Here is a 26933-nt window from a genome sequence, read left to right as displayed (position 1 = left end):
CGTTAAACACATTCAGTGTCGCCTGTCGAACGCCAGTTACGCGTCTCTGTACTCTGTCCTGCTGATGATCAAAAGTGAGCGATTTCAGGTTTCACGGGGTAATGTAATTACAATGGTGAGCCCCTTTCCTTGTGCAGAAACGGCATGAATGGTTCCAGCGTGAGCCGTAATGATGGCTGACGCAATGGATAATCCTAACCCACTGCCACCGGAATGCCGTCCCCGTGAATGCTCCGCGCGCCAAAAGCGATCGAATAGCATTGGCAGCGAGTCGCGATCAATGCCCTGACCGTGGTCGGAGAGACTGATTACCCACTGATGTTCCTGTTCGATGACGTGGATGCCCAGATATTTCCCCTCACGTGCATAGTTCAGTACGTTTTCTATCAGGATGGAAAACACCTGCCCCAATCGCTCAAGATCGGCTACGCAAAATTCAGTTTGCTCAATATGTTGCTGGATGCAGAAACCGGCGGCTTCCAGTTGTGGTCGATACCAGGAAAGTCTTTCTGAAATCACCTCCTCCAGATAGAAAGGTGTTTTAACCAGTATGAGTTGTCCCGCTCTGGCAAGGGAAAGAAAGTGAAGATCCTGAATCACATGGTTGAGCTGCTCAAGCTGTTTAATTACCATGGTTAGCTGGGCGTTTTGCAGTGGGAAAACACCATCGATCATGCCTTGTATTCTCCCCATGGCCACATTGCCGACGGGATATCGCATTGAGGAAGGCGGGGTGGTTGTCGAGTCTGACAAAGGCAATGGCTCGGTGTATGCCGTTCTGCCGGTGACGGTGCTGGTTGCTGATATTGCTGATGATTCAGCTACAGCGTTTTTCTCGGATGATCCTGGCGTTTCTGACGGCGCCCTTCGGGCTGATTGGCGTGGTGGCCGCGATGTTTCCGACCGGTACGCCAATGGGATTCGTTGCTCTGTTGGGGGTGATTGCGCTGGCGGGGATGATTATCCGTAACGCAGTTATTCTGATCAGTGAAGTAGACCGCAATATCTGCCGTGGTGCGGCGGCGCAGACGGCCATTATTGAGGCTGCTCGTCACCGGTCACGACCTATTCTGCTCACCGCCTGTGCGGCAATTCTCGGTATGATCCCTATTGCGCATCAGGTGTTTTGGGGGCCGATGGCGTATGCCATTATTGGTGGATTGCTGGTGGCCACGATCTTTACGCTGACGGTATTACCGGCGGCGCTGAGTTTACTGATGCAATGGGAAGGGAAAAAATGACGTTATTGGCTGGTATAGGTCATTTGGCTCATTAATGTATACCTAGCAGCTTGCAATATGCAGGGAAACAGCGATAGCGCTGATGACCAGCGGTATTTTACCATTGCGAAACACGCCATCTGCTGCGCTACAGGAAAGACCGATGACATCAATACTTGCCATCGAAACTGGCTCCAAAAGGTATGACTGGACAGCAATCAATATGTTGGCATCATCTCTGCTATTCAGGTGGGGCGATATTTACGTTAACTGTCGGCCAGATATACCATTTTGTCATTTAATTTGCTCTCTCCATCATGCCTCCACATATATCCAACTTAAACTCCATTTTCATTTTGCATAATGCGGCTCTTTCCAGAAAAACCGATGTTGAATGGATATGAAAATGTACTGGTGGCGATGCAATATTGGAGTGGTTTGTCTGGCGGCATTGATATTAGTTGGATGCGACGAGCCTGAGCAGAAACGCATAGATACGCCCAGACAGGTCTCAGTCATGACACTGGTGGCGACCAAGGTGGATTTAACCAATGAATTGCCTGGTCGTGTGGCTGCGGTGCGTACGGCGGAAATCCGCGCTCAGGTGGGCGGGATCGTTCAGCACCGCCTGTTCGAACAGGGTGCTGAAATCAAAGCTGGCCAACCGCTGTTCCAGATTAACCCGGCCCCCTTTAAAGCTGATGTGGACATAGCGTCGGCTGCTTTGCAACGTGTCGAAGCCGCGTATGTACGCGCAAAAGTGCATGCTGGGCGTCTGCATCCTTTGGTAGCCACCAACGCCATTAGCCATCAGGTATATGACGATGCGGTCGCGCAACGCGATCAGGCTGCCGCCGAGGTGGCAGAGGCCCGGGCCACTCTGGAGCGCAAACGTCTGGATTTGACATTCGCTACGGTGGATGCACCCATTTCAGGGCGTATCGATCAGGCGCTGGTCACTGAGGGCGCGCTGGTGGGGGCGTCCGACACCAATCCCATGGCCCGCATTCAGCAAATCGATCAAGTTTATGTTGATGTGAGGCAACCGGCGTCTACGTTGGAATCTTTGCGTGGCGTGTTCGCCGCAGCAAATACGGCTGACAGTCACGGCCTGCCGGTGGCCATTCTTCGCAATAATGGTGATGCTTATCCGGTTAACGGCCGCATCCTGTTCTCGGGCATTAATGTGGATGCCAGCACTGGCGACGTACTGCTACGCATTCTGGTGGATAACCCGCAAAGATTGCTATTGCCCGGCATGTTCGTGCGGGCCCGTGTGCCGCACGGGAGCTATGCCGAGGCGCTATTGGTGCCGCAGCAGGCGGTGGTGCGTAATGGGGAGGATGCCTGTATTTGGGTCATAGACGAGAAGCGTCGGGCACATTTGGTATTAGTACGGCTCGGCGAGCTGGTGGGTCGCCAATACCTTATCCTTACAGGTTGCATGCTGGTCAGGACATTGTGGTTGAAGGGATGGAGCGGTTGGCAGAGGGGGCCGAAGTGGCGTCTTCTCCATGGCTGACCCATGCCTCCGCGCCCACGCCGCAATCTGTTAAACCATAGAGAAATTTCGTGATGCCACAATTTTTTATTAACCGCCCGGTGTTTGCCTGGACAGTTGCGGCCTTCATCGTATTGTTTGGCCTGATCGCCATTCCCAGATTGCCGATCGAACGCTATCCCTCAGTGGCGCCTCCAACCGTCAACATTACTGCGTCCTATCCCGGGGCCACGCCGCAAACTTTGAATGACTCGGTGGTGAGCTTAATTGAGCGGGAACTGTCCAGCGTCAAAAATATGCTGTATTTCGAGTCGTCCACCGATACTTCCGGTTTTGCGCAAATTACGGTAACTTTTAAGCCGGGTACCAACCCCGATCTGGCTCAGGTGGACGTACAGAATCGCCTCAAGGCGATCGAACCACGTTTGCCGCAGGTGGTGCGACAAAATGGCGTCGACGTCGAGTCGTCCAGCTCGGATTTTTTACTGATTGTTACTTTGACCTCCACAGACGGACACCTGGACGAGATTGCGTTGAGCGATTACATGTCGCGCAACATTATCGAAGAGCTTAGGCGCATCGATGGCGTGGGTCGTGTCCAGTTGTTTGGCGCCGAACGAGCAATGCGTATTTGGGTCGATCCGGCCAAACTGACCTCGTTTAACCTGTCCATGAACGATTTGTCCACTGCGATCAGTCAGCAGAATGCCCAGATTGCGCCGGGCCGGGTGGGTGATGCACCCGCGTTGCCGGGGCAGTGGGTGACCATTCCGCTGACGGTACAAGGGCAGTTGGAGACACCGGCGCAATTTGCAGCCATTGTGCTACGCGCCAATGCGGACGGCTCTAAAGTGGTGATGGGTGACGTGGCCAGGGTTGCGCTGGGTGCGCAATCTTATGGTTTTAGTACGCGCCTGAACGGTCAGCTGTCCACGGGTGCCGCGGTGCAGCTTTCACCAGGCGCCAACGCAGTGAGAACCTCTGACGCGGTGCGTACCAGGCTGGCGGAGCTGAGTAGGTCAATGCCGCGTGGCATGCATTACTCGATACCGTTTGACACCGCGCCGTTTGTAAAAGTCTCCATCGAGAAGGTTATCTACACGCTACTGGAAGCTATGGTACTGGTGTTTCTGGTGATGTACCTGTTTTTGCAAAATATCCGCTATACCTTGATCCCGGCCATTGTGGCACCTATCGCCTTGCTGGGCACTTTCGCGGTGATGCTGGCTGCCGGATTCTCGATTAATGTATTGACCATGTTTGGCATGGTGCTGGCTATCGGTATCATTGTGGACGATGCCATCGTAGTCGTGGAAAACGTTGAGCGGCTGATGGCCACCGAAAACCTATCGCCAAAAGAGGCGACTATAAAAGCGATGCGTGAAATCACCGGGGCGGTGATCGGCATTACTCTGGTGCTGACCGCGGTGTTTATCCCGATGGTGTTTGCCAGTGGCTCGGTGGGCGTGATCTATAAACAGTTTGCGTTATCAATGGCGGTTCCTATCCTGTTTTCAGCCTTCTTGGCGCTGAGCCTGACGCCAGCCCTATGTGCCACTCTGCTTAAGCCGGTGGTGTCGGCGCATCAACAAAAGCGCGGTTTCTTTGGCGGATTTAACCAGCGGTTCGACCGTTTGACGCAAGGTTACGAAATGGGCGTATCCGCGCAGATGGTGCGTACTGGCCGGGTTATGATGGTCTTTGGCGCCATTGTGGTGGTATTGGTGCTGGCGTTCCGTCAATTGCCATCCGCCTTTCTACCTGAAGAGGATCAGGGTAATTTCATGACCTCGTTCCAGTTGCCAGCGGACGCGACGATGGAGCGCACACTTGATGTGGTCAAGGTTTTTGAGCGGTATGTGGCTAAGCGTCCCGGTGTGGAAGCGAATCTTTCCATCCTGGGCTTTGGATTCTCCGGTTCCGGTCCGAATACTGCGCTGGCATTTACCACGTTGAAAGACTGGGGTGACCGCCACGGCGCGACGGCGCAGGAGGAAGTCTGGCTAGCCCAGCAGGTTATGTCGCAGACAGCGGATGGCACCGTGATGAGTTTGATGCCTCCGGCTATTGACGGCCTGGGTACGACATCGGGATTCGCATTGCGGCTGCAAGACCGCGCCAACCAGGGAAATGCCGCGCTGCTGGCCGCTCAAAGCCAGTTAATCCAACTGGCCGAGCAGAGCAAAAAAGTCACTGGTGTGTATCCTGATGGCCTGCCAGCTGGCACCAGCATCCGCCTGGATATCGACCGCACTAAAGCCCAGGCGTTAGGGGTATCGTTCACCGATATCAGCGAAATCCTGTCTGCGGCTATTGGATCGCTTTATGTTAACGATTTCCCCAATGCCGGACGCATGCAGCAGGTCATCATCCAGGCGGACGCACCGGCACGCATGCAGTTGGACGATGTGCTCAAGCTTTATGTGCGTAACGCGGCGGGTGGTATGGTGCCGTTGCGCGAGGTAGTCACGCCGGTGTGGGGCGAAATGCCGTTGCAACTGGTGCGATACCAGGGCTACCCCACAGCCAGGATATCGGGTAGCGCCGCGCCGGGGACGTCCAGCGGAGAAGCAATGATCGAGATGGAGCGTTTGGCCGCACAGTTGCCGCCGGGCTTTACGGTCGAATGGACCGGGCAGTCTTTGCAGGAACGGCAGTCGGCGACGCAGGCACCGATGCTGATGGTGCTGTCCATGCTAGTGGTATTTCTGGTGCTGGCAGCCCTATATGAAAGCTGGTCAATTCCTCTGTCGGTGATGCTGGTGGTGCCGCTGGGCCTGATCGGTGCGGTTGCAGCCGTACTGTTGCGTGGCCTGCCGGACGATGTGTTCTTTAAGATCGGCCTTATCACGGTTATTGGCCTGTCGGCCAAAAATGCCATTCTGATTGTGGAATTTGCCAAGCAACTGCGCGAGCAAGGTAAGGGGCTGGTGGAATCCGCAGTATTGGCGGCTCGACTGCGCTTGCGGCCGATCTTGATGACGTCGCTGGCGTTTGGGCTGGGCGTGGTGCCGCTGATGGTTGCCATGGGCGCCAGCGCCGAAACCCAGCACGCTATCGGCACGGGCGTATTCGGCGGCATGGTCAGTGCGACGTTGCTGGCGGTATTTTTTGTTCCGGTATTCTTTGTATTTGTCATGGGGCTACAGGCGCGTTTCGAGGCATGGCGCATCGAACGTCGGGCTAGGAAGACCGCCCATTCTCAGTGTAGAAAGGATTAAATAATGCCGTTTCTTGTTTTTCCTTTCATTCTGACACTTATTGCATGTTTCCTGACGTCCAAACTGGTTAAGCCTGTCACTTCGGTACTGGTAATGTTTCCTGTACCGAGCGGTTTGGCCAGTATAACTGACCAAACCGCTGACTCAGGCTGGCATAGGATGTTCGGCGATCTACGATTGCCGCGGTTGACGGTATTGTCGTTGGTCAACAACCGGGATCTGCTTGATGCCGGGCGACAGTTGTATGCCATATGCCAGACGTTGCTGGGTCTGCGCCGAAATGAAATTAGTAATGCGGTTACACTGTATAAAGCCTTGGAGAGTGGTTTAGTTAATGACTCATCCGTCGTAACCATCGATGCGGCAAATGCCCAAAATAGTATGGATTCTTTATGCTGATGAGTCTTGAATCAAAACAGGTTCCTATGGACCAGCCCAAACCGGAAGGTAATATTGACCCCGGTCCGTATTGGCGGATACGGTTTTGGGCTATTTTCAGTGGGCAAGCGCTGTCTCTGCTGGGCTCCGCCCTGACGCAGTTTGTGCTGTTGTGGTGGATAACGGATACCACCGGCAGTGTGTCCGCCTTGGCTACTGCCGGCATGGCGGCACTGCTACCCCAGGCTTTACTGAGTCCCTTGGGCGGTACGTTCGCCGATCGCTATAGTCGGCGTCTGCTGATGATCGGCGCTGATGTGATCAGCGCGTTGTGCATGCTGGTATTGATCGTGTTGTTTCTGACCCAGCGTATCGAGCTGTGGCACCTTTACACCATGATGTTTATCCGCAGCGCGATGCAGGCTTTTCAGGCCCCGGCGGCGGCAGCTAGCATGTCTATGCTGGTGCCGCATAGCTTCTTGTCGCGCGCAGCGGGACTCAATCAGACTCTGCAAGCCTTGACGCTGGTGGCGGCCGCTCCCTTTGGGGCGCTTGCCATCAGCGTGATGCCGCTGGGCTGGGCGCTAAGTATTGATGTCTCCACCGCGTTGCTCGGCATCGTGCCTTTGCTGATATTCAGCATTCCTCAGGCATGCGCCGGTATGAATGCCTCCAGCAGCATATGGCGCGAGTTCCGCGAAGGGCTGCAGTTGGTATGGTCAGACCCCGGTCTGCGTAGGCTCTATGGCTTACTAGGGATTGTCGTGCTGGTTACTATGCCGTCGTTTATGCTGGTGCCGCTGCTGGTGAAAGAATACTTCGCTGGTGGCGCACCTCAGGTAGCCCTCATGGAAGGGCTGGAGGGCATAGGCATGGTGCTCGGTGGCTTGGTGGTGGCGGCAAGTGCGCCACGGAGGAAAATGCCCTGGATTCTTTGGGGCTTTACTGCATCGTGTTTTTCTCTGGCGTTGACCGCTCTGGTACCGCCCACGCTTTTTGGGGTGGCGATTGCTTGGTGGGTGGTGAGCGGTTTCACCTTTATTCTCGGTGATGCGCCGCTCACCGCATTGTTACAGAGCACCATACCTAACCATTTGCAGGGGCGTGTGTTATCGCTGTTGAATACCGTGATGGGATTGGCGGCACCGATTGGGTTGGCGATCTCTACCCCGTTGGGTGAACTGATCGGCATTCGGTGGTTATTTGTGCTGATGGGCGTGCTTGGCGGCCTGGTGTGTCTGACCGGTTTTCTTTCTCCTAAATTACTTAAATTGGAGAAAATGCTTTAAAATCAATCAGTATACTTTCATTATGGCTGATTATGACTCTTGAAAAGATAGACTTTATTGAAGTGGAATTCTGAATTTGGTCACCTGGATAGCGGTGATATCATCGCCTCATAGTCAAAAACAGGTAACACAATGATCAGAAGTAACCGATGTTATTTTAACCCAGAGTTCAATTCGACGCCCCCCAGAGAGTCCTCGATCCTGCACTACACCGTTCGGTCTGCTTAATAGCGAGGAGCGTCAGTTCTCCGGTAAATCGTAACTTTTTCATCGCCACAACCTCCATTCAGGGGCGTATTTATCATACCGGAATTCTGGTTTTGGCTGGGTCAGGATCAATCTATTCAACGAACTATAATTGCCGTTGTACTTCCAGAAAAGGTGGAGATTTTACAAAAAAAGAATGTAGTTTGAGTTGAACATATGTGGAATTATGATGAAATTGGTAAATTTAATGCTCGCAAACGAGAAAGATAAACATGGCAGGCTTTCCACATAATTTATCCACTGAGCTAGTGGATGATGGTAAGGGATCTACTCTGATACTCATCGCCGAAGATGAGTCTGAGATTGCTGAAATCCTGACAGCTTATCTTACGCGTAGTGGCTTACGCACCGTCCACGCCATTGATGGGTTACAGGCGCTGGAGCTACACCTGACACTTAAACCCGACCTTGTGCTGTTGGATGTGCAGATGCCACGTATGGATGGTTGGCAGGTACTATCCGAGATCCGCCATCGTGGCGATACGGCAGTGATCATGCTTACCGCGCTGGATCAGGATATCGACAAGCTAATGGGATTGCGTATCGGCGCAGATGATTACGTAGTCAAACCCTTCAACCCTGCCGAAGTCGTCGCGCGCGTACAGGCTGTGTTGCGACGAACGTCAGCCCGGGGCATGAGTTCAGAGCCAAAAGTCATGCGGGTGGATATCTTCGAGATCGACCTGGACCAGCATGAGGTCACGGTGGACCTTGGTCATCGCAAGCATCTTCTTATTCTGACTCTTACTGAGTTCAAGCTGCTGGCGCACCTGGCGAAAGCACCCCGACAGGTATTCAGCCGCAGCGAACTACTGACTGTTTGCCTGCCAGAGGGTGACACACTGGAGCGTACGGTGGACAGTCATATTAGCAAACTGCGCAAGAAACTGGAGGATCTTGGGGTGAAATGTGTGCCCACCAGTGTGCGCGGCGTAGGTTACAAGTTTGGCAGTACCTCATGAAAATATTGACCGGGCTCAGCCGCCAGATTGCTCTGACCATGATGGCAGTGGTTTTGGGGGTCATTCTACTGATCATCTTGGGATCCTATGCTTTTTATGCGGCCCTGCTGATGTTTTGGCCGGACAGCTTTCCGCCAAATGACGACTGGGCACCATCGGGGCTTGAATGGGGCTGGATACTATCGACCACCGCTGTCGCACTGACCCTCGCGCTCACTGTCGCCATTAAGCTCTCGCGTCGCATCCTTTTACCGCTAACGTCAGTTGCCGAGAGCCTCCGTCAGATTGCGCAAGGCGATCTTGATGCCCGGGCAGTCACAAACGACAGTTCGTTGAGCGAAGCTGCTTTGTTGGTCCATGACTTTAACACTATGGCTGAACGCCTACAGCGTATGGCGCAAGAGCAAACCTTCTGGAACGCGGCGATTGCTCACGAGTTGCGTACGCCGGTGACCATCCTCCGGGGTAGACTGCAAGGGCTTGCCGAAGGCGTTTTTGAACCTGACGCCGCGCAGTTTCGTAGCCTACTCGCTCAGGTTGAGGGGTTGACTCGCTTGATCGAGGATTTGAGGGTGGTAGGACTTGCCGACAGTGGTCACCTGCAAATTCAGCTGTGCGACGCTGACCTCTCTGGTGAAATCAAGGCCGCCATGCAGTTATTTGAACCCAGCCTGCACGCGGCCGGTTTGTCACCGGTACTCGATTTGGAAGACAAACCTGTTCGGTGTGACCCAGCCAGGATTCTCCAGGCGTTGCTGGCGCTGCTGGAAAACGCACGACGCCACGCTGTACCCGGCGGTGTTCGTGTTCAGATGCGAGTGGAGCATGACTCATCCTACCTGAGCGTCGAAGACGATGGCCCAGGAATTGCCGAAACACTTGCGGCCCACGTGTTCGATGCCTTTCAGCGTGGGGATTCCGCACGCACGCGCGAAGGTGCCGGTAGCGGACTGGGATTGGCTGTCGTGCGGGCTATCGCGCTGGCACATGGCGGGCAAGCGACTTGCCGCCCCTCATTAACTGGTGGGACCCTCTTCGAGGTACGCTGGCCTAACAAAACCGAGACTAAAAATAGCTCACTATAAATTGAGGAATAATCCACAGCGATGAGACTATAATTTATTACCGAATGGCAAAACTGTTTGCTGTATTTACTATATCCAGTTGTTTTATTTTATTATTTTGTAATTAAAGCCTGCTACAACACCAACGACCAGAAAACGCTGTTGGGCATGTGGTTGGAGGATTAAAGGCGGTGTACCAGGTTCTGATAGATGACTCAGTATGTAAGGTCATTTATCTGGCAATACAGGCAGTATCGAAAAAATGGAGTATGGCCACCCAAAATTGGCGCTGGTGATAAACTGCTTTATTATTCGAGGTTGGTGACCGCATGAGCGATCACCATTAATATAGTGGCAGTTACATATAATTATTTACAGATTCACGAAGACTTGTAAGTTTATTTAAAATCACACATCATCATTTCCATAATATTTTTCCCTTGAGTGGTTTTAACACACTTGTCGATATATGTTGTGAACCGGGCTGGTTCTTTTAAACTTAGAGCAACAATTTTCTCATTACTAAAAATAACATTAAGCTTTGAGAATTCACCATATAAATAAATCGACTTTAACATCAATTTTTCATTGCAATCCCCAAAGATGATCCGGAAATCACTTTTATTTTTTAAAAAATAGTCAAATTCAACCTGTTCATAATTTTTTGAGATCGAGACTGTCCCCTGCGCTTCGGCGAATGAGGCGTCAATTTCAGAAAAAGTAACCGCTCCCTTTTCTCCCGCAGAGATATGATAAATCGGATCATTGATATCGCCACAATTCATGAGTAGATCCAATCCTTCCGCACAGTAATCCACCGGAATGATATCTATTTTATCCTGAAGTGAGCACATATATTTGCTCAGTTTAATCACCATGCTGAACACCCAAAAAATGCTACTCGACGGTTCGCAGCCATATTTAGAATGCCCTACCACAATGGATGGACGTGCGATAATTAAAGGTAATCCAGGAAGATATTTTATTATTCGTTCTTCGATTTCGGCTTTGGAACGAGTATAAGGCACGATATGCTGACCATGGCTGGAAGAGGATAATCTTTCAGTGACAAACGCTCCTTTTTCCGGCAGGCACGCCATTGCCGTGCCAACATGAACAAACTTCTGCAGGGCTTCAACTTCAGCCATTTTTTGGGCTAACTTAAACGTACCTTCAACATTTACTGCCCAGATGCGTGGATTATTGCCAAATGAAGCCACAGCAGCACAATTCACAACATGAGTCACAACGTTTAAGCGTTCATCGTTAAGAAAATGTTCCGGATTCAATAGATCGCCATTGATGATATTATCATCAGATAACTTTTCTAGTAGTTCATCACTAACATGAAAATTTTTTAGATTTTCCCTAACACGTATCAGTGCACTTTTATCCTGGGTTTCGCGGGCAATCGTGAGGATATTTTCAGCTCCGTATTTTTCCAAAGCATAGGCCATGAAACTACCCCCAATGAAACCGGTGCTTCCTGTAATTAAAATCTTAAACATGCCACCTTCACCTTTATAAATCTTGCCGATGTTGAATGCTTGGGCAGTAATGCCATGATTATTTCATTCTTTATATACATGGAGTATTTTCTAATCAGACTCGTTTAATTCATCCTTGCATGACTTAAATCTGTTGTGCTTTTCGCTATGTTAAACGCTGATTATGGAGATTTTGTCGTATTTCTGTGGAGGTTTGGTGTATTTGGTAAGTTATCTGTTAGCAAATGTAAAACCAGGGCTTACAAAATAGTGGGGCAACCGATAATCACATTTGTACTCTAAGCCATTCTCTGCATAGGTAAATGTCAATATCACGAGGGAAAATATTAATTTTTTAGGAGGGTTTACATTGCTGTGGATTCTGACCAAAGTATTACACTTACCTGGGCCGGTATCAGCATGTCAAGGCGTTATTATTTACACATTATTCCATTAAGTCTCCATAGAGTGGCGCCCAATCCGCCTTGGCGGTTATTGCACCACAGAAGGATAAATGGCATCAATGCTTGCCATCGGAACCGGCTCCAAAGGGCATTACCATGCATCAATCAATTGGAGTCGTCATCAGATGATAACTGCTTGCGCATTTAATGGGTGTGGACACGTAATGTACTAAATGATTAAAAGCGGTTATTTAATATGACCAGTATAAATTATTTTAATATCTTACTGAGTATTTATCATGTTCAGGAAGGTATTAATAAGTATCTCAGGTTCTATTTTGTGTTAAATATGGCTTGATCTAAGGGTATTTTTTTGCGGAAAGGGTGTTTTTATTCTGTTATGATAAATAAATATATAACTGGTACTCGGCTCAGCGATGAACATAACTCAACAGCAAGATGGATTAAAAAAAACCTGCAGTACTATAGGCAAAAAAGTTAAGCAGTTACGGTTAGCAAGGAATATTTCGCTAAACGAGCTTTCTCGACTGTCCGGGGTATCCAAGGCTGCACTCTCCAAATTAGAGTCTGGCAGTTCTAATCCTCGCGTTGATACACTGGACGCCATTGCCAGCGCGCTGCGTCTTCCATTGGGGGATCTACTGGGTGGCAATAATGAACTCTATCCCTATCTGGAAAAATATCTTCCGATGGAGACCCCCTATTCTCAGGTCATGAAGTTTCGTATCGGGCTGGGGAATATCTCTGAAATATGGCATTTACAAATGAATCCGGGGACTATTATTAATAGTCCAGCGCATATTTCCGGAACACATGAACATATCATCATCCATTATGGCGTACTGATGCTCCGGTTTGAAAATAATAAAAGTATTGTATTGCAACCTGGTGATTTTTATGCCTTTTCTGGTGATGTTCTGCACTCTTATGTATGTCCTGAAGCGACAGTGAGTGCAACGGTGGTAATGTCCTATTCTATTTGATATTAACAAACAGGGAGCCATGTGGCTCCCTGTCATGCAATAGCAGTTTTGCTGATTTAAATTTGCGACTATCCCATACAATAATGTTTATCAATAAATCGAGTAATTATTCCACTAATATCAGTCTCGTGTTGATTTAATATAAAATGCTCTCCGGGTATGCCGATCATTTGGAATGTATCCTGTGTACACTCTTGCCAGCGATAGGGCGGCGAGGGGAGTAAAGGATCGTCCTTTCCATAGATTACCAGTATCGGCGTATTCACCAAAGGAGCCTCCTGCTCAGTGTTAATTGAATTTGCTACGCTTAAATCCGCGGCGAATACTTGTAAAAACTGCCTCATTAGCCGTTCATTCTGCTTTAACCAGTCTGGAAGCTGGCCCGCCAGCTCCGCAAATTGTAATAACTGTTGTTGTGATATATCACTAAGGTCTAACGATGGAAAATACTGCCGACAGTGAATTGGTAAATTAGAAATAGCAACCAAACTAATATTTCTGTATGGATCGCGTGTACGACAGTAACTTGCCATTAAATAGGCAATATAAGCTCCCAAACTATGGCCGATGAAAACAATCGGATCTTCAGCAGGGATACGAGGAAAAAAGTCCTGAATCACTTTATCAGCTTCAAACAATAAAGGCTCTTGGCGCCGACGTCCACGACCCGGCATCTCCATCAGAATGATGTTAAAGTCACTGGGGAAACTTTTAGCAAATGTTCTCAATGCTGCCGCGTTACCGCCTGCATGATGGAAAATAACCAGATGAGCGCGTGGATCATTCATAACGTTTCCCTTCTGCAATACGCCCCATCAATGCAGCACAGACAATGATTATCCCGCCAGTACCCTGAAGTAAGCCGATGGTTTCGCCCATAATCGAGACGGCAAACATGGCGGCAAACGCGGGTTCCAATGAAAGAATTAATCCGACACGTGTAGAACTGGTGGTCTTTGCCGCGTGCAGTTGCATTAAAAAGGCGAAGGCTGTGGCCAGCAGACTTAAAAACAAAATATATCCCCAGACACTAAGGGAAATAGTCGGGATGATATTCAGCGACGCAGGATCAGATAGCAGAACGAAAACCAATCCCAGGATGGCAACAGTAAACAATTCTATTAATGTAATATTAACCAGTGAATAATTTTGGCCGGAAGTCTGTCTGCCGAACATAAAGATCTGAAACCCACGGATTAACGCTGCGATCAAAATCAACGTATCACCACTGTTAAACCCAAAACCCGTCGCATTAGAAAAACTGAGTAATCCTCCTCCAGCCAGAGAAAGAAAGCAGGTAAAGTAAATGAATTTACTTTGTTTACGTTTACCAATTACTCGTTCAAAAAATGGCACCAGAACGACAGACAAGGCGATGAGAAAGCCTGCATTAGCTGCGGTAGTATGGGATACCCCCAAGGTTTCAAACGTCAGAATTGCATAGAGTAAACCGCCAAATATCAGTCCATTAACCCATTCTCCACGTTGTATGTCACGTAAACGTATCCGGGTGCCGATAAACATAAAAGGAACAGCCAGTGCAAAACGAAGCATTAAAAACAGTGGTACGGTAACACCGGCCCGAACCGTCAGTTGCATTAACGAATAACTTGCTCCCCAGGAGAGGGCGACAACCAGTAATCCGAAATCCAATAGATAAAGCTGGGACCGGGGAAGTTGCAATGTGTCATGAGACATAGTCAGTCCTTAAACCGCATGAGAGGCATCGTAGCTGATACGTAACTTACCTTTTTTGAATTTGACAGACTTAATGGAGAACTCGGTAATCTTATTGAGATTATCTACATGAGTGCCTCCACAAGGCATGGGTTCGGTTCCTTCAATCAGACAGAGACGCGTTTCTTCTTCATGCCAGGTTGTGACGGGGCGGCCATCTCTGAGCAATGCCTGAATGTTTGTCTGAATAAGCGGTAATGGCAGTTTGTCGACCAGCATGGCTGTCGAGCCCATTGGCGAAAATTCGACCCGCGATTCGCCTGGGAAATGGTGTCCGCTGACAGCCATCCAACCGTATTGGCGCATTTCCCAGTTCAGAAGGTGACCTGCGGTATGCAATGCTGCATGTAACAAGCGATCCGCTGCGGAGAGTGTCGCGGTCAACGGGACGCTATCCATAGTGCTCAGCGGCGTTTCGGGATAGAGAATTACTTTATCAGCGGAGAGCCTACCAACCCGAACCGGGATATCATTGACCCAGCCAACATCGGCGGGTTGCCCCCCGCCCTGTGGATGAAAAATATTGTCTTTTAGTGCAATCCATTGGCCTGATTCATCAGAACCGCTATCAATAATTTCACTTGATGAGTGAAAACGGTAAGTATCATCAAGGTAACACTGAATTTGAGTCATCGAATTTCTCCCGCGTTACGCGCCAGTTGACAGTTGGATAAAGGGTTGACCAAGTAAATTATGAGACGCGACACGATTGTTTCTGTTGTGATTTTTACCAGACACAATCACGCAGCCAAACTTATCAAGTGGGATATTCCCGCCGTATTCACTTACCTGATCAGTATTCGGATAAATATCGACGTAGCTTGGCGCGTAGCGGGATGCAAAACCCATACGATAGTTTTTTTCGGAAATATTAGGATAAGAAGCGTGCATAAGTGTTGACCAGAAGATCACGCATTGGCCCGCTTTCATCTCCAGTGGGACGGCTTGTGCTTCATTCGGTTTCCAGTTTGGATCGACTTGAAGATTCCGGTAGTCATAACCAAAGAATCCACGGTTTTTTCCTTCTTTATTCAAAGCATTAATAATGTCGGTCTGGTAAGCCATCGACTTGGTTTCGTCATAGTTCATTTTCTTGTGGGTGCCAGGCATGATTTCCAGACAGCCATTTTCAATTGTCGCATCGGTAAAAGCGGTCCAAACTGTCAATGTTCCTTTACCAAACTGCTCTTCAGTTTCACCGGGCCACAGGATTTGTGGTTTACCGCTGGCGTTGGCAAAGGTGTCTGCCTGATGCCAATCAGTGCCTTCATCCCCTGGGTATTTTGGGAAAAACTCTGTTCTCCAGCACAAGACATCGTCACCCAGAATACTGGATACGGCCGCCACTATCTGTGGATTGGTAATATGCTGGCTGAGTAGTTGAATATCTAAGTGGCGATCATAGTTTGATATATTGGTAGCCGCGCCATAAGAGTCTGCTGGATAAGCTGCGTTACTACGATTGGGGAGTTGACGGCGTATTGTATTCCACATCTCCGCCATTTCTTCCGGGGTGTAAATAGTGAGTGGACCAATGAATCCATTGTTATGAAAATTTGCTAACTGTTCTTCATTTAAGTTTAGTGTTTTATTCATTTTTAACATCCTTCTTCTGAAAGGTAATTAGCAGATGAAAATACTTCGTCTAACGTTGTGTTATATAATCTTTCAATGGAAAGACTAAGGCCGAATTCATTTTTAACGCGTTCGTTCAATGAAATTGCAATCATAGAGTGGCCACCAATATCTAGAAAATTTTCATCCTTGGATATTGGCTGCTCTAGTATATCTTCTAACCAAGATATGTATTTTTCTAATGCTTTTGACTTAATTTGACTATCTTGTTTAATTATATCATTAGTGATGTTCATAGGTTGCTCCAGTGAGTGAGTATATAATATTGTTTTTATCAACTTTCCCATTAACTGTTTTAGGCATAATGTCTATTTTTCTATAGAGTGCCGGACGCATATAAACTGGTAAGAGGTTTTTTGCCATAGACTTTAATTTTTCAATAATTTCGGCAGCAGGCGTCGTGGAAGTAAAAAAACAAACTAAGTGATGGCCGTGCAACTCAGAATGAGTAGCGATAACGGATATATCATTGATACTTTCCATTTGGGCCAGGACTGATTCTATTTCACCTATTTCTATACGATAGCCATGAATTTTGACCTGTTGATCACTGCGACCCAAATAAATTAAATCATTATTGGCATTATGTTGAACAATATCTCCGGAACAGTAATATCGATGTGAAACACCATCATTTTCCAGCCATACAAATTTGCCACTTTCTTCATTATCAATATTTAGATATCCACAAGTGACCTGAGGACCAGACAGTAAAAGTTCACCGCTATTATCTGGCCATTCATGATCACCAAGTGGTCGGATAATATAATAAAATCCAGGGAGTATTTTTCCGATGTTAGATTCGGATCGTTTTAAATCACTCTCATTTATTATGTGCCAACTAGCATGAACTGTAGTTTCAGTAATGCCATACATATTAACCAATAGCGGAGAAGACAGACCAAAATGATGATTCCAGTTTTTTAATGTCTGAAAATTGAGTCTTTCTCCGCCAAAAATAATAAATCGTAACGACAGTTCCCATGGATTAAGCTGACAAAGCTTTTCTGCATTGATGGAAAACGCTGTCGGAGTTTGGTTTAAAATCGTGACTCTCTCATGTTTAATGAGTCTGGCCAGTTTCTCTGGCATCACCCGGGTTTCCTCATCCGGGATCAGTAGCGTGGCGCCATAGGCAAGAGCTGACCATATCTCCCAGACTGAAAAATCGAACGCATAAGAGTGATACATCAACACGACATCTTTCTCGCTGAAGTGGTAGAGGCCGTCTGTTGCCGCAAATAGTGTGCGTAGGCTTTGATGGGAAACGGGAACTCCTTTCGGTCTGCCAGTCGTGCCGGAGGTGTAAATCACGTAGGCAATTCCATCTGGCGTTGATTCATCGTGACTATTTTCTGTCGGTTTCGCATTAATGATGTCGCTAATGTCTTTGCTACGAAAGCCGGGATGCAATGAAGTTTGCGTATCACTGATAATGAGTGCTGGCTGAGCATCGTCAAGTATCAGCTGATTTCTTTCTCTGGGGGCTTTTTTATCTATAGGTACATAGGCTGCTCCTACACTTTGTACCGCAAGTAGTGCTGCTATAAGTTCAACCGACGGAAAAAACTCAACGGCGATAAGATCACCTGTTTTGATGTCTTGTCCACGCAGATAGTTGCCAATATTGATTATCTGGTTTTTTAGATCTCGGTAACAAACGCTCTTGGCACAGTCTTTTACTGCGATGCGCTCTGGATATTTTGTCGCAGCGTCAAAGAAACAATGCAGTGGCGTTACGTGCTCTTGCGTTGGGGTCAGGTTTGTAGCCACGTTGTCCTCCTTTCGTTCTTAATAAACATACAATTAAAAATTAAAACGAACAAATATTTTTTATATGTTAATTTTAAATTAACAAATCCACGAAATGATTTAATTAAATATGTATAAATTACATTTCGTTAGTGGTTTTTGATTTATTTTTGTTGATTTTTTTAACCTAACCAATGTGAATATTTTTACTTATTGTTTCTTATTAAGAACACTTGGATCTGCGTCTAAACATGGGGCCTCTCTGTAGATTGCTAACCATCGGTTAGCGTGTGGTTTAGAACGATCAAGTGATAAATACAGAGAAATCTGATGTGTTATATCCAATAGGCTTCAAGATGCAGGAAGATGGCAACCGGGCGTGGGGGCGTTAGCGTGCTTGCGGTTTAAACGATGATGGGGATAAATGGACTATTGCCCAGTGATGAGAGACAGGCCAATATACCGAAACAGATAACCGGTTCAATTTGACTGTTTCAGCGCGGTTGCAGAGAGAGCAGTCGCTTGCATATTATTGATTGTCTATCACCGGGCGCTCAGCGATGACGTTGGTTTATATCTTGTTGAATTTATTTAATTAAATGTCATTTTTCATGAAAAGGAACTGCATTGTTCAGTTCATCGATGGTTAACCTGGTCGTTAATAAAGGCGGTGGCATACTTGGACATATTTACCATTAAATTGCTTGTCACGCCGATTCTGATGCTTGTCGTTTCTCTGGCTGTCCGGAAGTGGGGTAGTTTCGTCGGCGGTATACTCTCCGGTATGCCGCTGACATCTGGCCCGGTGGCTGTCTTTCTGGCGGTCGAACAGGGGCCGCATTTTGCTGCCGAAGCGGCTGGCGCAGCGTTATCCGGACTGAGTGCGGTATTACTCACCTATCTTTTCTATTTCATCCTGACCCGGTTCTTTTCCATCCTGGTGGCTGGTGTCAGTGCTATCTGTTTCTTTGGGATGATCTCCACACTGTTTCTATTCTTAGCGTCAACGGAAGGTGCGATTATTGTCAGTGTCGTGGCGATTATCATCATCCTGCGGTTAACTGACCGTGGTGAGCGGGCAGTAAAAGAACCGGCAGTACCATACTGGGATATTCCCTTGCGTATGCTTACGGCAACAGCGTTGCTGTTTGCGATTACCTCCTCTGCGCACCTGCTCGGTCCCCAGATAAGTGGCATGCTTGCTCCTGTCCCCGTTATTGCCTGGCCGTTGACGCTATTTGCCCACATTCAAGGGGGAAGAGGAGACATGGCCGCTGTGGTGCGTGGTAATGCAGTCAGTGCAACGGGCGTCATCCTGTTCTATGTGGTAATCCGGGAACTGATACTTTGGGCTGGGGTGCTGGCGACGTTTATTCTGGCTTTTATGGCGTCAGTGGTTGTCACGGTTTTGCTGACCGGCGTCATGCGGCGTTCGGCAAGCGTCGCTTTATAGTGATTGCACCATAGCTTCACCAGGTTGCCTGTTTGTTGTGCAAAGGTGACCTGTTTCCCTCTCTCTTGTTATCCCTTCGTTTTAGCGTATTCCTGCGAACTCCTTGTCGCACACTGCTTGTCATGAAAAAACCACGTTTATTTCAGTATTGGCATAATCCATGCATTGTTACTTTTATAACAAATGTCATAAGTATGATGGATGAATAACAAAGGGCTGATGATGAGTGATAACCAGGATGTAATTGCGCAGATAGAAGCCTCGTTTGCGGTACAGACGCCGACAGGCAAACGCATTGCCGGATACCTGCTGGCGAATCTGGCACAGGTGCCGTTTGAAACAGCAGACAGTATTGCCCGCAGTGCGGCCACCAGCGGTATTTCGGTGGGGCGTTATCTGCGCAGTCTCGGCTACCGCAATCTGGATGACTTCAAACGCACACTGCGTCAGCAAAACAGCGGTGGCCTCTATCAGCCATGGCTGGTGACGGATCGTCTTGGTGCCTATCAGGAACGTCGACAGCAACCGCAACCGCAAAAGTTGCAGCAGGCGTTAACGCTAGAACTGGAAGCCATCAACCATGTCTATCAACTGGCGCAGAGCGAGAGCTTCACCCGCATCAGCCGCCGACTGGCCCAGGCAGAGGCGGTGTTTATTCTGGGTATTCAGTCCACCCGCGGGATCGCTAATGCCTTTTACAGCCATCTGGAGTATTTGCGCCCCAAAGTCTATTTCGCCGACGGGCTTTCCGGCACCTATGTGGAATCGCTGAATTCGGAATTTGCTTCGCCATATTTGGTGGTGACCGATACTCGCGCCTATTCAGTGGTAGCCCAGAAATATTGTCAGGTAGCCGGTGAACGCGGCCTGAATGTGGCATTAATTACCGACATTTACTGCCCCTGGGCGCGTGACTACCCCGTCGATTTGTTGCAAGTGAAGACCGATACGGGGCAGTTTTGGGATTCGTTGGCACCACTCAGTTGTCTGTTTAACTTGCTGATTTCGGCAGTGTTGGAGCTTGGTGGTACGGAGATAGAGCAACGACTGGCGGATAACCGTCAGCTGCAAAAACAGTTCGGTCAGTTCGAATCCTGACGCTGAGTGGACTGCGACTGTATTGTACGATTTTGATGATGAGAGAGGGAAATGCCGTGATGCAAAACGGTTTGATTAACGATGACAACGTGGTGCTGGTGGATATCGCCGAACTACTGCCGGATGCGGTCATCGACCTGAAATACGCCACCGCCGATAACCTGACCGGTCAGCCTATCTACCGGAAGCATCACTGTCTCCTGCATCCTGATGCGGCTAAGGCTCTGGTACGCAGTGCCGCAGTGGCAAAGTTGGCCGGTTTCGGTCTGAAAATTTTTGATGCTTATCGCCCGCAGCAGGCACAGGTCTGCCTGTGGACGGCATTCCCCAACCCGGAATATGTAGTGGATATTCGTCGTGGTTCCCATCACAGCCGTGGGGTGGCAATCGATCTCACCTTGTTGAACGAACAGGGTGAGGCGCTCGATATGGGGGCTGATTTTGATGAAATGCACGAACGTTCTCACCCGTTTTACCCTGATTTCCCCCCGCAGATTCAGCGTAACCGCCTGTTGCTCAATGCGGTGATGGTAGCCGGAGGATATCGGGGGATTACCAGCGAATGGTGGCATTTCGAACTGCCAGACGCATTGTCGTACCCGCTGTTAACTGACCGTTTCGGCTGTTATCCGCCGATATCGGCCCAGTGACAGTCTTGTTCGTCCTTAGGCTTTATCACAACACCAGTCGATAACTTTTATCTGCTTCAGGAGTTTGCCATGAGAATAACGACAGTAATAACCGCTATAACCAGCACAACAACACCACTTCACCATCTATTTACCCGCTGCGTTGTAGCCGGAGCCATCATGCTCGCCATGGCTGGCGCTGTGTTACCGGCTGAGGCGGCAGTACCCAAGGATATGTTGGTAATTGGCAAGGCAGCCGACCCGCAAACACTCGACCCGGCCGTCACCATTGATAACAACGACTGGACGGTAACCTATCCTGCGTATCAGCGATTGGTACAGTACAAAACTGAAAACGGTAAAGGCTCGACGCAGGTAGAAGGTGAACTGGCCGCCAGTTGGACAGCATCAGACGACCAACTGGTCTGGGCGTTCAAACTCAAGCCGGGAGAAAAGTTTGATGATGGCAGCGAAGTAAACGCGGCTGCCGTGAAGTGGTCGTTCGATCGTCTGATGCAGATAGGGCAAGGTCCATCGGAAGCGTTTCCGAAAGATATGCAGGTGACGGTCGTTGATCCGATGACGGTGCGTTTCACACTAAAAACGCCCTTTGCCCCGTTCCTTTATACACTGGCAAACGACGGCGCAAGTATTGTGAACCCGGCTATCGCCAAAGCACATCCTGACGATCAGGGCAGAGCCTGGCTGTCCACCCACACTGCGGGGTCCGGTCCGTACATGCTGGCGCGCTGGCAGAAAGGGCAGCAGTTGGTCATGGTGCCAAACACCTATTATCACGGCCCCAAGCCGGCCTTTAAACGCGTTACGGTGAAGATCATCGGTGAAAGTGCTTCCCGCCGTTTGCAGCTTTCCCGTGGCGATATCGATATTGCGGATTCGCTGCCTGTCGATCAACTCGCGGCATTGAAAAAAGAAGGCAAAGTGGCAGTAGACGAGTTCCCGGCGCTGCGTGTGACATATTTGTATCTCAACAACGCCAAAGCGCCGCTGAATAATGTCGATTACCGCCGTGCCATCTCCTGGGCGACGGACTATCAGGGCATGGTGAAAGGGATTCTAGGTGGCAACGCCAAACAAATGCGTGGCCCGATCCCCGACGGTATGTGGGGCTTTGATGCTACGGCAATGCAGTACAGCCTGAATCTGGCCAAAGCCAAAGCCGCACTGTCCAAAGTGAAAGATCACAGCCAGACGCTGGACTTCCTCTATTCGGATAACGATCCGAACTGGGAATCCATCGCGCTTTCCATGCAGGCCACACTGGCTTCCGTCGGCATTCATGTGAAGCTGGAAAAACTGGCCAATGCCACTATGCGCGACCGTATCGGTAAAGGGGATTATGACATCTCTATCGGTAACTGGAGCCCAGATTTCGCCGACCCGTATATGTACATGAACTACTGGTTCGAGTCGGATAAAAAAGGCTTGCCGGGAAACCGATCTTTCTACAGTAATCCCGCGGTGGACGCGTTGCTGAAAAAGGCCGTATTGGTCTCGGATCAAAAACAGCGTACGGACTACTACCAGCAGGCGGAGAACATCGTCATCAACGATGCAGCCTATGTGTATCTGTTCCAGAAGAACTATCAGGTGGCGATGAATAAGCAGGTGCAGGGTTTTGTGTTCAACCCGATGTTGGAGCAGGTGTTTAACGTGGGTCAAATGAGCAAGAAGTAGCCGCGTGGTAATGCTCTGTGTAGTGACGGTTTATACCCGGCGAACAGCATTTATACCCGATAGATTTCAAGGTACAAGAAGGTGGTAATCCAACAGAACTCAGGCGCTGAGTCAACTCAGTGACTGAGGTTTGGGTACCACTGCCGCTTGAAAGATAAACGGTGAATTGTGCTGTGAGCCGGTCAGGGGATGTTTATGACTTTCTGGACCATTATTCGCCAACGTTGCTGGGGACTGGTGCTGGTGGTGTTAGGTGTGTGTGTCATCACCTTTATCATCTCGCACCTGATTCCCGGTGATCCGGCAAGACTGCTGGCAGGCAACCATGCAAGTGATGCGATTGTGCAGCATATTCGTCAGCAACTGGGGCTGGATAAGCCGCTTTATGTGCAGTTTTATCACTATGTGTATGATCTGATGCACGGCAATCTGGGTGTCTCAATTCGTACCGGCAGGCCGGTGCTGGAAGACTTGCGCGCTTTCTTCCCGGCGACGCTGGAATTGGCGCTGAGTGCACTGTTGATTGCCATCTTGCTTGGCGTACCGCTGGGGGTGTTGTCAGCGGTTTATCGTAATAAGTTTCTTGATCACCTCGTGCGCTTTCTGTCGGTGCTTGGTATCTCAACTCCGGCGTTTTGGCTGGGGCTGGGTGTGATCATTCTATTCTATGGCCATCTAGACCTGTTGCCGGGTGGCGGCCGGCTGGACGATTGGCTCGATCCGCCTACGCATATCACCGGGTTTTACGTAATCGATGCATTGCTGACCGGCAATAGCGCTGTCCTGTGGAACAGTCTGCGGCATCTTGCCATGCCAGCGTTGACGTTAGCGTTTGTCCATATGGGTATTGTCGCCCGACAAATCCGTTCGGCGATGCTGGAACAGATGGGAGAAGACTATATCCGCACCGCTCGGGCCAATGGGCTGTCTCACTGGCGGGTGATCCTGCGTCATGCATTGCCCAATGCACTGATTCCTTCGGTAACTGTGCTTGGGCTGGCACTCGGTGATTTACTTTATGGTGCGGTGTTGACCGAAACTGTTTTTGCCTGGCCTGGTATGGGGGCTTACGTGGTGAATTCGATTCAGGCGCTGGATTTCCCAGCCGTGATGGGGTTTGCGGTGGTGGTGTCGTTCGCCTATGTGATCGTCAACCTGTTGGTGGATTTGCTCTATGTGTGGATTGATCCGCGTATCGGATGAGAGGGGTGAACCGGATGTCTATGATTGAACCTGTCATGAACGAGAGTTGTGGTGCGGTGACCGCCACCGCGGTGACATCGCGCTCGCGCTTTGCCGGTATGCGCAAAACCTTTTACTTGCTAAGCCGTAGCCCGCTGACGCTGATCGGCGCGGCCATTATGTTGATGGTGCTGTTGCTGATGGTGTTTTCACCGTGGCTGGTGCCGTTCGATCCTAATGCTATCGACCTGGCCGCCCGTTTGCAGGCACCGTCTGCCGTGCACTGGTTCGGTACCGACGAAGTCGGACGTGATCTGTTCAGCCGCGTATTGATAGGTAGCCAGCAGTCGGTCACTGCCGGTCTGGCGGTGGTGATACTGGCTGGGACGGTTGGCTCACTGCTCGGTTGTTTTTCCGGGGTGATTGGCGGCATGGCGGATGCGCTGATTATGCGTGGTATGGACATCATGCTGTCGGTACCGTCGCTGGTGTTGACCATGGCGTTGGCAGCGGCCCTTGGACCGAGTCTATTCAATGCCATGCTGGCGATTGCCGTGGTGCGTATTCCCTTCTATGTGCGTCTGGCCCGTGGGCAAACGCTAATGCTGCGCCATCAGGCGTATATGCAGGCTACCCGGACTTTTGGCGCGTCGCGTTGGCACCTCATTACCTGGCATGTGTTGCGCAATGTGCTGCCACCGTTGGTGGTGCAGGCCTCACTGGATATCGGCACCTCGATCCTGATGGCCGCCACACTGGGGTTCATCGGGTTGGGGGCACAGCAACCGACCGCCGAATGGGGGGCGATGGTGGCGAATGGGCGTAATTATATTCTCGATCAGTGGTGGTATTCGGCATTTCCGGGTATGGCTATTTTGATTACCGCTACCGGTTTTAATCTGTTCGGCGATGGTCTGCGTGACCTGCTGGACCCGAAAGGGAGAGGGCGCTAACCATGAATACTGCCACCGTAATATCTCCTGATGCGTCTGCGCCGATACTGGAAATTGACCGGCTGCAACTGGTTTTTCCGGTGTACGGTGGGCAGGTGAACGCGCTGAATCAGGTGTCGTTGACCGTGAACGCCGGTGAAATCGTCGGCGTGGTGGGGGAATCCGGCTCGGGCAAATCCGTAACGGCCATGATGGCGATGAGATTGTTGCCACCAGAGGGTTTTAGCATTACCGGGGGGCAACTGCGTATGCTGGGTGTAGACGTGGTGAACGCCAGCGAAAAACAGATGCGCACTCTGCGTGGCGCCCGGGTAGCGATGATCTTTCAGGAGCCGATGAACGCGCTGAACCCGACACGCAAAATTGGCCGTCAGATGTGTGAGGTGATTTGTCTGCATCAGGCACTGAGCTATCAGCAGGCAAGGGTTAAGGCCATCGGTTTACTCAGGGAGATGCAGATAGCGGATGCCGAGCAGGTGATGAACCGCTATCCGTTTGAACTCTCCGGCGGTATGCGCCAGCGGGTGCTGATTGCCATGGCATTTTCCTGTGAACCGGAATTGATTATTGCCGACGAACCTACTACCGCGCTGGATGTAACGGTACAGCGCCAGGTGCTGCGCCTGCTACAGCAAAAAGCGCAAGCCAGTGGCACGGCGGTGTTGTTTATCACTCATGATATGGCCGTGGTGTCACAGCTTTGCGACCGGGTGTATGTGATGTATGCCGGGCAGGTGATTGAAAGTGGTACTACCGATGAGGTCATCGGCCATCCCGCACACCCCTATTCGATCGGTTTGTTACAGGCCGCGCCAGAAAATGCAGCGCCACGCAGTATGCTGAAGGCCATTCCCGGTACGGTGCCCAATCTGGCAGATTTGCCGCCGGGCTGTAGTTTCTGTGGTCGCTGCCAGCATGTCGATGCGCAATGCAGTGTCTCCCCGTCACTTATGGCACTGAACGATAATGGTCACCAACAGGTTGCCTGCTGGCATCCACAACAGGCGAAGAAGGAGCCGACGTCATGATCAGTGAATCCTTGATGGAATTACGGAATGTGCGGGTACACTTTCCGGTCGGTTATAACTGGCTGGGAAAACCCAAGACGTTTGTCCATGCGCTTAACGGTCTGGACCTGGACATCCTGCGTGGCGAGACGCTGGGCATTGTGGGTGAATCCGGCTGTGGTAAAAGTACGTTGGCGCAATTGCTGATGGGGTTACAGTCACCAAGCAGCGGCCAGTTGGTTCGCGCCCGGCAGGACGGTTCCTGGTTCGGTTCAGGTATGCAGATGGTGTTTCAGGACCCGCAATCCTCTCTCGACTCACGCCTGCCTGTCTGGCGTATTATTACCGAACCGGTTTATGTGCAAAAACATAACAGTGTGGCTGAACGGCGGGCGCTGGCAGCAGAGCTTGCCGCGCAAGTCGGCATTCGGCAAGAGTATCTCGACAGATTGCCGCATGAGTTTTCCGGCGGTCAGCGTCAGCGTATTTCCATTGCGCGGGCATTATCGTCGGAGCCGGATATCATTGTGCTGGATGAGCCCACGTCGGCGCTGGATATCTCCGTGCAGGCGCAGATCCTGAATCTGCTGGTGGAGTTACAGCAACAGCGCAATCTCACCTTTGTGCTGATTTCCCATAATGTCTCGGTGATTCGGCACATGAGTGATCGCGTAGCCGTGATGTATCTTGGGCAAATCGTCGAACTCGGCCCGACACAACAGGTGCTTGGCGCACCGCAACATCCTTATACCCGCTTGCTACTGGACTCCGTTCCACAGGCGGGTCGTTCTCTTGATGACGGGCAGACTGACCGTAAGGGCGAGTTGCCTGGCAATCGTGATCTGCCACAGGGCTGTTTTTTCCGTGAGCGCTGTCCTTACGCGGATGAACGCTGCCAGAAACCGCAGGATCTACTACCGACGGCCTCTGGTATCGCGGTGCGTTGCCATCGGTTATAAAAAAAATAAAAAGATACTGGATATGAAAATAGG

General features: G+C 50.0%; 23 protein-coding genes and 2 pseudogenes. 17 read left to right on the top strand and 8 right to left on the bottom strand.

The genetic code is table 11. The annotated features are described in order from the left end of the window. Positions 1-84 precede the first annotated feature (84 nt). Entirely contained in the window at positions 85-675 is a 591-nt protein-coding gene (locus RS889_RS15835; RefSeq protein WP_315707968.1) for a sensor histidine kinase, read from the bottom strand. A gap of 19 nt (positions 676-694) precedes the next feature. Between RS889_RS15835 and RS889_RS15830 the strand changes: the two are divergent. From RS889_RS15830 to RS889_RS23845, 8 genes and pseudogenes are all read left to right on the top strand, one after another. Further along, positions 695-1241, top strand: a pseudogene (locus tag RS889_RS15830) (efflux RND transporter permease subunit); the annotation flags it as partial. Positions 1242-1626: 385 nt separating this feature from the next. Further along, entirely contained in the window at positions 1627-2742 is a 1116-nt protein-coding gene (locus RS889_RS15825) for an efflux RND transporter periplasmic adaptor subunit (protein ID WP_315707967.1), read from the top strand. 53 nt (positions 2743-2795) lie between these two features. After that, a complete protein-coding gene (locus tag RS889_RS15820; RefSeq protein WP_315707966.1) occupies positions 2796-5942 on the top strand; it encodes a multidrug efflux RND transporter permease subunit in 3147 nt (1048 codons plus the stop codon). Between the two features lie 3 nt (positions 5943-5945). Beyond that, entirely contained in the window at positions 5946-6341 is a 396-nt protein-coding gene (locus RS889_RS15815) for a hypothetical protein (RefSeq protein WP_315707965.1), read from the top strand. Beyond that, positions 6341-7609 (top strand): MFS transporter, encoded by a 1269-nt coding sequence (locus RS889_RS15810; RefSeq protein WP_315707964.1) that lies wholly within the window; start codon positions 6341-6343, stop codon positions 7607-7609. The genes RS889_RS15815 and RS889_RS15810 overlap by 1 nt, the downstream gene beginning before the upstream one ends. Before the next feature lie 479 nt (positions 7610-8088). After that, positions 8089-8838, top strand: coding sequence for a response regulator (locus RS889_RS15805; protein ID WP_315707963.1), 750 nt, complete (start codon positions 8089-8091; stop codon positions 8836-8838). Continuing rightward, positions 8835-9923: an ATP-binding protein gene (locus RS889_RS15800; RefSeq protein ID WP_315707962.1), complete on the top strand. Its 1089-nt coding sequence runs from the start codon at positions 8835-8837 to the stop codon at positions 9921-9923. The genes RS889_RS15805 and RS889_RS15800 overlap by 4 nt, the downstream gene beginning before the upstream one ends. A gap of 188 nt (positions 9924-10111) precedes the next feature. Beyond that, a pseudogene (locus tag RS889_RS23845) lies at positions 10112-10249 on the top strand (IS256 family transposase); the annotation flags it as partial. 51 nt (positions 10250-10300) lie between these two features. Here the strand turns inward: RS889_RS23845 and RS889_RS15795 are convergent. Further along, positions 10301-11410 carry an SDR family oxidoreductase gene (locus RS889_RS15795; RefSeq protein ID WP_315707961.1) on the bottom strand — a complete coding sequence of 370 codons (1110 nt, stop codon included), beginning with the start codon at positions 11408-11410 and terminating at the stop codon, positions 10301-10303. 820 nt (positions 11411-12230) lie between these two features. Here RS889_RS15795 and RS889_RS15790 point away from each other — a divergent pair. Continuing rightward, entirely contained in the window at positions 12231-12797 is a 567-nt protein-coding gene (locus RS889_RS15790) for a helix-turn-helix domain-containing protein (RefSeq protein WP_021015202.1), read from the top strand. A gap of 68 nt (positions 12798-12865) precedes the next feature. Here the strand turns inward: RS889_RS15790 and RS889_RS15785 are convergent, their stop codons facing one another. From RS889_RS15785 to RS889_RS15760, 6 genes are read right to left on the bottom strand one after another with little or no spacing between them, the layout of a single operon-like run. Then, positions 12866-13585 (bottom strand): thioesterase II family protein, encoded by a 720-nt coding sequence (locus tag RS889_RS15785; protein WP_315707960.1) that lies wholly within the window; start codon positions 13583-13585, stop codon positions 12866-12868. Beyond that, positions 13578-14495, bottom strand: coding sequence for a DMT family transporter (locus tag RS889_RS15780; RefSeq protein WP_315707959.1), 918 nt, complete (start codon positions 14493-14495; stop codon positions 13578-13580). The genes RS889_RS15785 and RS889_RS15780 overlap by 8 nt, the downstream gene beginning before the upstream one ends. A 9-nt stretch (positions 14496-14504) precedes the next feature. Then, entirely contained in the window at positions 14505-15167 is a 663-nt protein-coding gene (locus RS889_RS15775; RefSeq protein WP_315707958.1) for an alanyl-tRNA editing protein, read from the bottom strand. A 15-nt stretch (positions 15168-15182) separates the two neighbouring features. Next, entirely contained in the window at positions 15183-16130 is a 948-nt protein-coding gene (locus RS889_RS15770) for a chlorinating enzyme (RefSeq protein ID WP_021015206.1), read from the bottom strand. A 2-nt stretch (positions 16131-16132) separates the two neighbouring features. Beyond that, positions 16133-16405 (bottom strand): phosphopantetheine-binding protein, encoded by a 273-nt coding sequence (locus RS889_RS15765; protein WP_021015207.1) that lies wholly within the window; start codon positions 16403-16405, stop codon positions 16133-16135. After that, complete coding sequence (locus RS889_RS15760) at positions 16392-17942, bottom strand: amino acid adenylation domain-containing protein (RefSeq protein WP_315707957.1); 1551 nt, start codon at positions 17940-17942, stop codon at positions 16392-16394. Before RS889_RS15760 ends, RS889_RS15765 begins: the two co-directional genes overlap by 14 nt. 658 nt (positions 17943-18600) lie before the next feature. Here RS889_RS15760 and RS889_RS15755 point away from each other — a divergent pair. From RS889_RS15755 to RS889_RS15720, 8 genes are all read left to right on the top strand, one after another. Continuing rightward, entirely contained in the window at positions 18601-19374 is a 774-nt protein-coding gene (locus tag RS889_RS15755; RefSeq protein ID WP_315707956.1) for a hypothetical protein, read from the top strand. Positions 19375-19596: 222 nt separating this feature from the next. Next, a complete protein-coding gene (locus RS889_RS15750; protein ID WP_315711079.1) occupies positions 19597-20472 on the top strand; it encodes a MurR/RpiR family transcriptional regulator in 876 nt (291 codons plus the stop codon). 59 nt (positions 20473-20531) lie between these two features. Next, positions 20532-21122 (top strand): D-alanyl-D-alanine dipeptidase, encoded by a 591-nt coding sequence (gene ddpX, locus RS889_RS15745; RefSeq protein ID WP_315707955.1) that lies wholly within the window; start codon positions 20532-20534, stop codon positions 21120-21122. A 159-nt stretch (positions 21123-21281) separates the two neighbouring features. Further along, a complete protein-coding gene (locus RS889_RS15740; protein ID WP_315711078.1) occupies positions 21282-22799 on the top strand; it encodes an ABC transporter substrate-binding protein in 1518 nt (505 codons plus the stop codon). Positions 22800-22994: 195 nt separating this feature from the next. Continuing rightward, positions 22995-24002: an ABC transporter permease gene (locus tag RS889_RS15735; protein ID WP_315707954.1), complete on the top strand. Its 1008-nt coding sequence runs from the start codon at positions 22995-22997 to the stop codon at positions 24000-24002. Positions 24003-24100: 98 nt separating this feature from the next. Beyond that, a complete protein-coding gene (gene ddpC, locus RS889_RS15730; RefSeq protein WP_425475157.1) occupies positions 24101-24934 on the top strand; it encodes a D,D-dipeptide ABC transporter permease in 834 nt (277 codons plus the stop codon). A 2-nt stretch (positions 24935-24936) separates the two neighbouring features. Beyond that, positions 24937-25962 (top strand): ABC transporter ATP-binding protein, encoded by a 1026-nt coding sequence (locus tag RS889_RS15725; RefSeq protein WP_315707953.1) that lies wholly within the window; start codon positions 24937-24939, stop codon positions 25960-25962. Next, complete coding sequence (locus RS889_RS15720) at positions 25959-26900, top strand: oligopeptide/dipeptide ABC transporter ATP-binding protein (protein ID WP_290182277.1); 942 nt, start codon at positions 25959-25961, stop codon at positions 26898-26900. The genes RS889_RS15725 and RS889_RS15720 overlap by 4 nt, the downstream gene beginning before the upstream one ends. The last annotated feature ends 33 nt before the right edge of the window (positions 26901-26933 follow it).

The organism is Brenneria uluponensis (genome assembly GCF_032395385.1).
GTDB lineage: Bacteria > Pseudomonadota > Gammaproteobacteria > Enterobacterales > Enterobacteriaceae > Prodigiosinella > Prodigiosinella aquatilis.
This window is presented reverse-complemented; position numbering and strand designations above follow the sequence as displayed.

Coding starts and splice junctions, on each gene's coding strand:
- RS889_RS15800 (WP_315707962.1), top strand. CDS start 8,835: ATGAAAATATTGACCGGGCTCAGCCGCCAGATTGCTCTGACCATGATG.
- RS889_RS15815 (WP_315707965.1), top strand. CDS start 5,946: ATGCCGTTTCTTGTTTTTCCTTTCATTCTGACACTTATTGCATGTTTC.
- RS889_RS15820 (WP_315707966.1), top strand. CDS start 2,796: ATGCCACAATTTTTTATTAACCGCCCGGTGTTTGCCTGGACAGTTGCG.
- RS889_RS15810 (WP_315707964.1), top strand. CDS start 6,341: ATGAGTCTTGAATCAAAACAGGTTCCTATGGACCAGCCCAAACCGGAA.
- RS889_RS15720 (WP_290182277.1), top strand. CDS start 25,959: ATGATCAGTGAATCCTTGATGGAATTACGGAATGTGCGGGTACACTTT.
- RS889_RS15765 (WP_021015207.1), bottom strand. CDS start 16,405: ATGAACATCACTAATGATATAATTAAACAAGATAGTCAAATTAAGTCA.
- RS889_RS15735 (WP_315707954.1), top strand. CDS start 22,995: ATGACTTTCTGGACCATTATTCGCCAACGTTGCTGGGGACTGGTGCTG.
- RS889_RS15775 (WP_315707958.1), bottom strand. CDS start 15,167: ATGACTCAAATTCAGTGTTACCTTGATGATACTTACCGTTTTCACTCA.
- RS889_RS15795 (WP_315707961.1), bottom strand. CDS start 11,410: ATGTTTAAGATTTTAATTACAGGAAGCACCGGTTTCATTGGGGGTAGT.
- RS889_RS15770 (WP_021015206.1), bottom strand. CDS start 16,130: ATGAATAAAACACTAAACTTAAATGAAGAACAGTTAGCAAATTTTCAT.
- RS889_RS15835 (WP_315707968.1), bottom strand. CDS start 675: ATGATCGATGGTGTTTTCCCACTGCAAAACGCCCAGCTAACCATGGTA.
- ddpX (WP_315707955.1), top strand. CDS start 20,532: ATGCAAAACGGTTTGATTAACGATGACAACGTGGTGCTGGTGGATATC.
- RS889_RS15785 (WP_315707960.1), bottom strand. CDS start 13,585: ATGAATGATCCACGCGCTCATCTGGTTATTTTCCATCATGCAGGCGGT.
- RS889_RS15780 (WP_315707959.1), bottom strand. CDS start 14,495: ATGTCTCATGACACATTGCAACTTCCCCGGTCCCAGCTTTATCTATTG.
- RS889_RS15790 (WP_021015202.1), top strand. CDS start 12,231: ATGAACATAACTCAACAGCAAGATGGATTAAAAAAAACCTGCAGTACT.
- RS889_RS15805 (WP_315707963.1), top strand. CDS start 8,089: ATGGCAGGCTTTCCACATAATTTATCCACTGAGCTAGTGGATGATGGT.
- RS889_RS15725 (WP_315707953.1), top strand. CDS start 24,937: ATGAATACTGCCACCGTAATATCTCCTGATGCGTCTGCGCCGATACTG.
- RS889_RS15750 (WP_315711079.1), top strand. CDS start 19,597: ATGAGTGATAACCAGGATGTAATTGCGCAGATAGAAGCCTCGTTTGCG.
- ddpC (WP_425475157.1), top strand. CDS start 24,101: ATGCGCAAAACCTTTTACTTGCTAAGCCGTAGCCCGCTGACGCTGATC.
- RS889_RS15825 (WP_315707967.1), top strand. CDS start 1,627: ATGTACTGGTGGCGATGCAATATTGGAGTGGTTTGTCTGGCGGCATTG.
- RS889_RS15740 (WP_315711078.1), top strand. CDS start 21,282: ATGCTCGCCATGGCTGGCGCTGTGTTACCGGCTGAGGCGGCAGTACCC.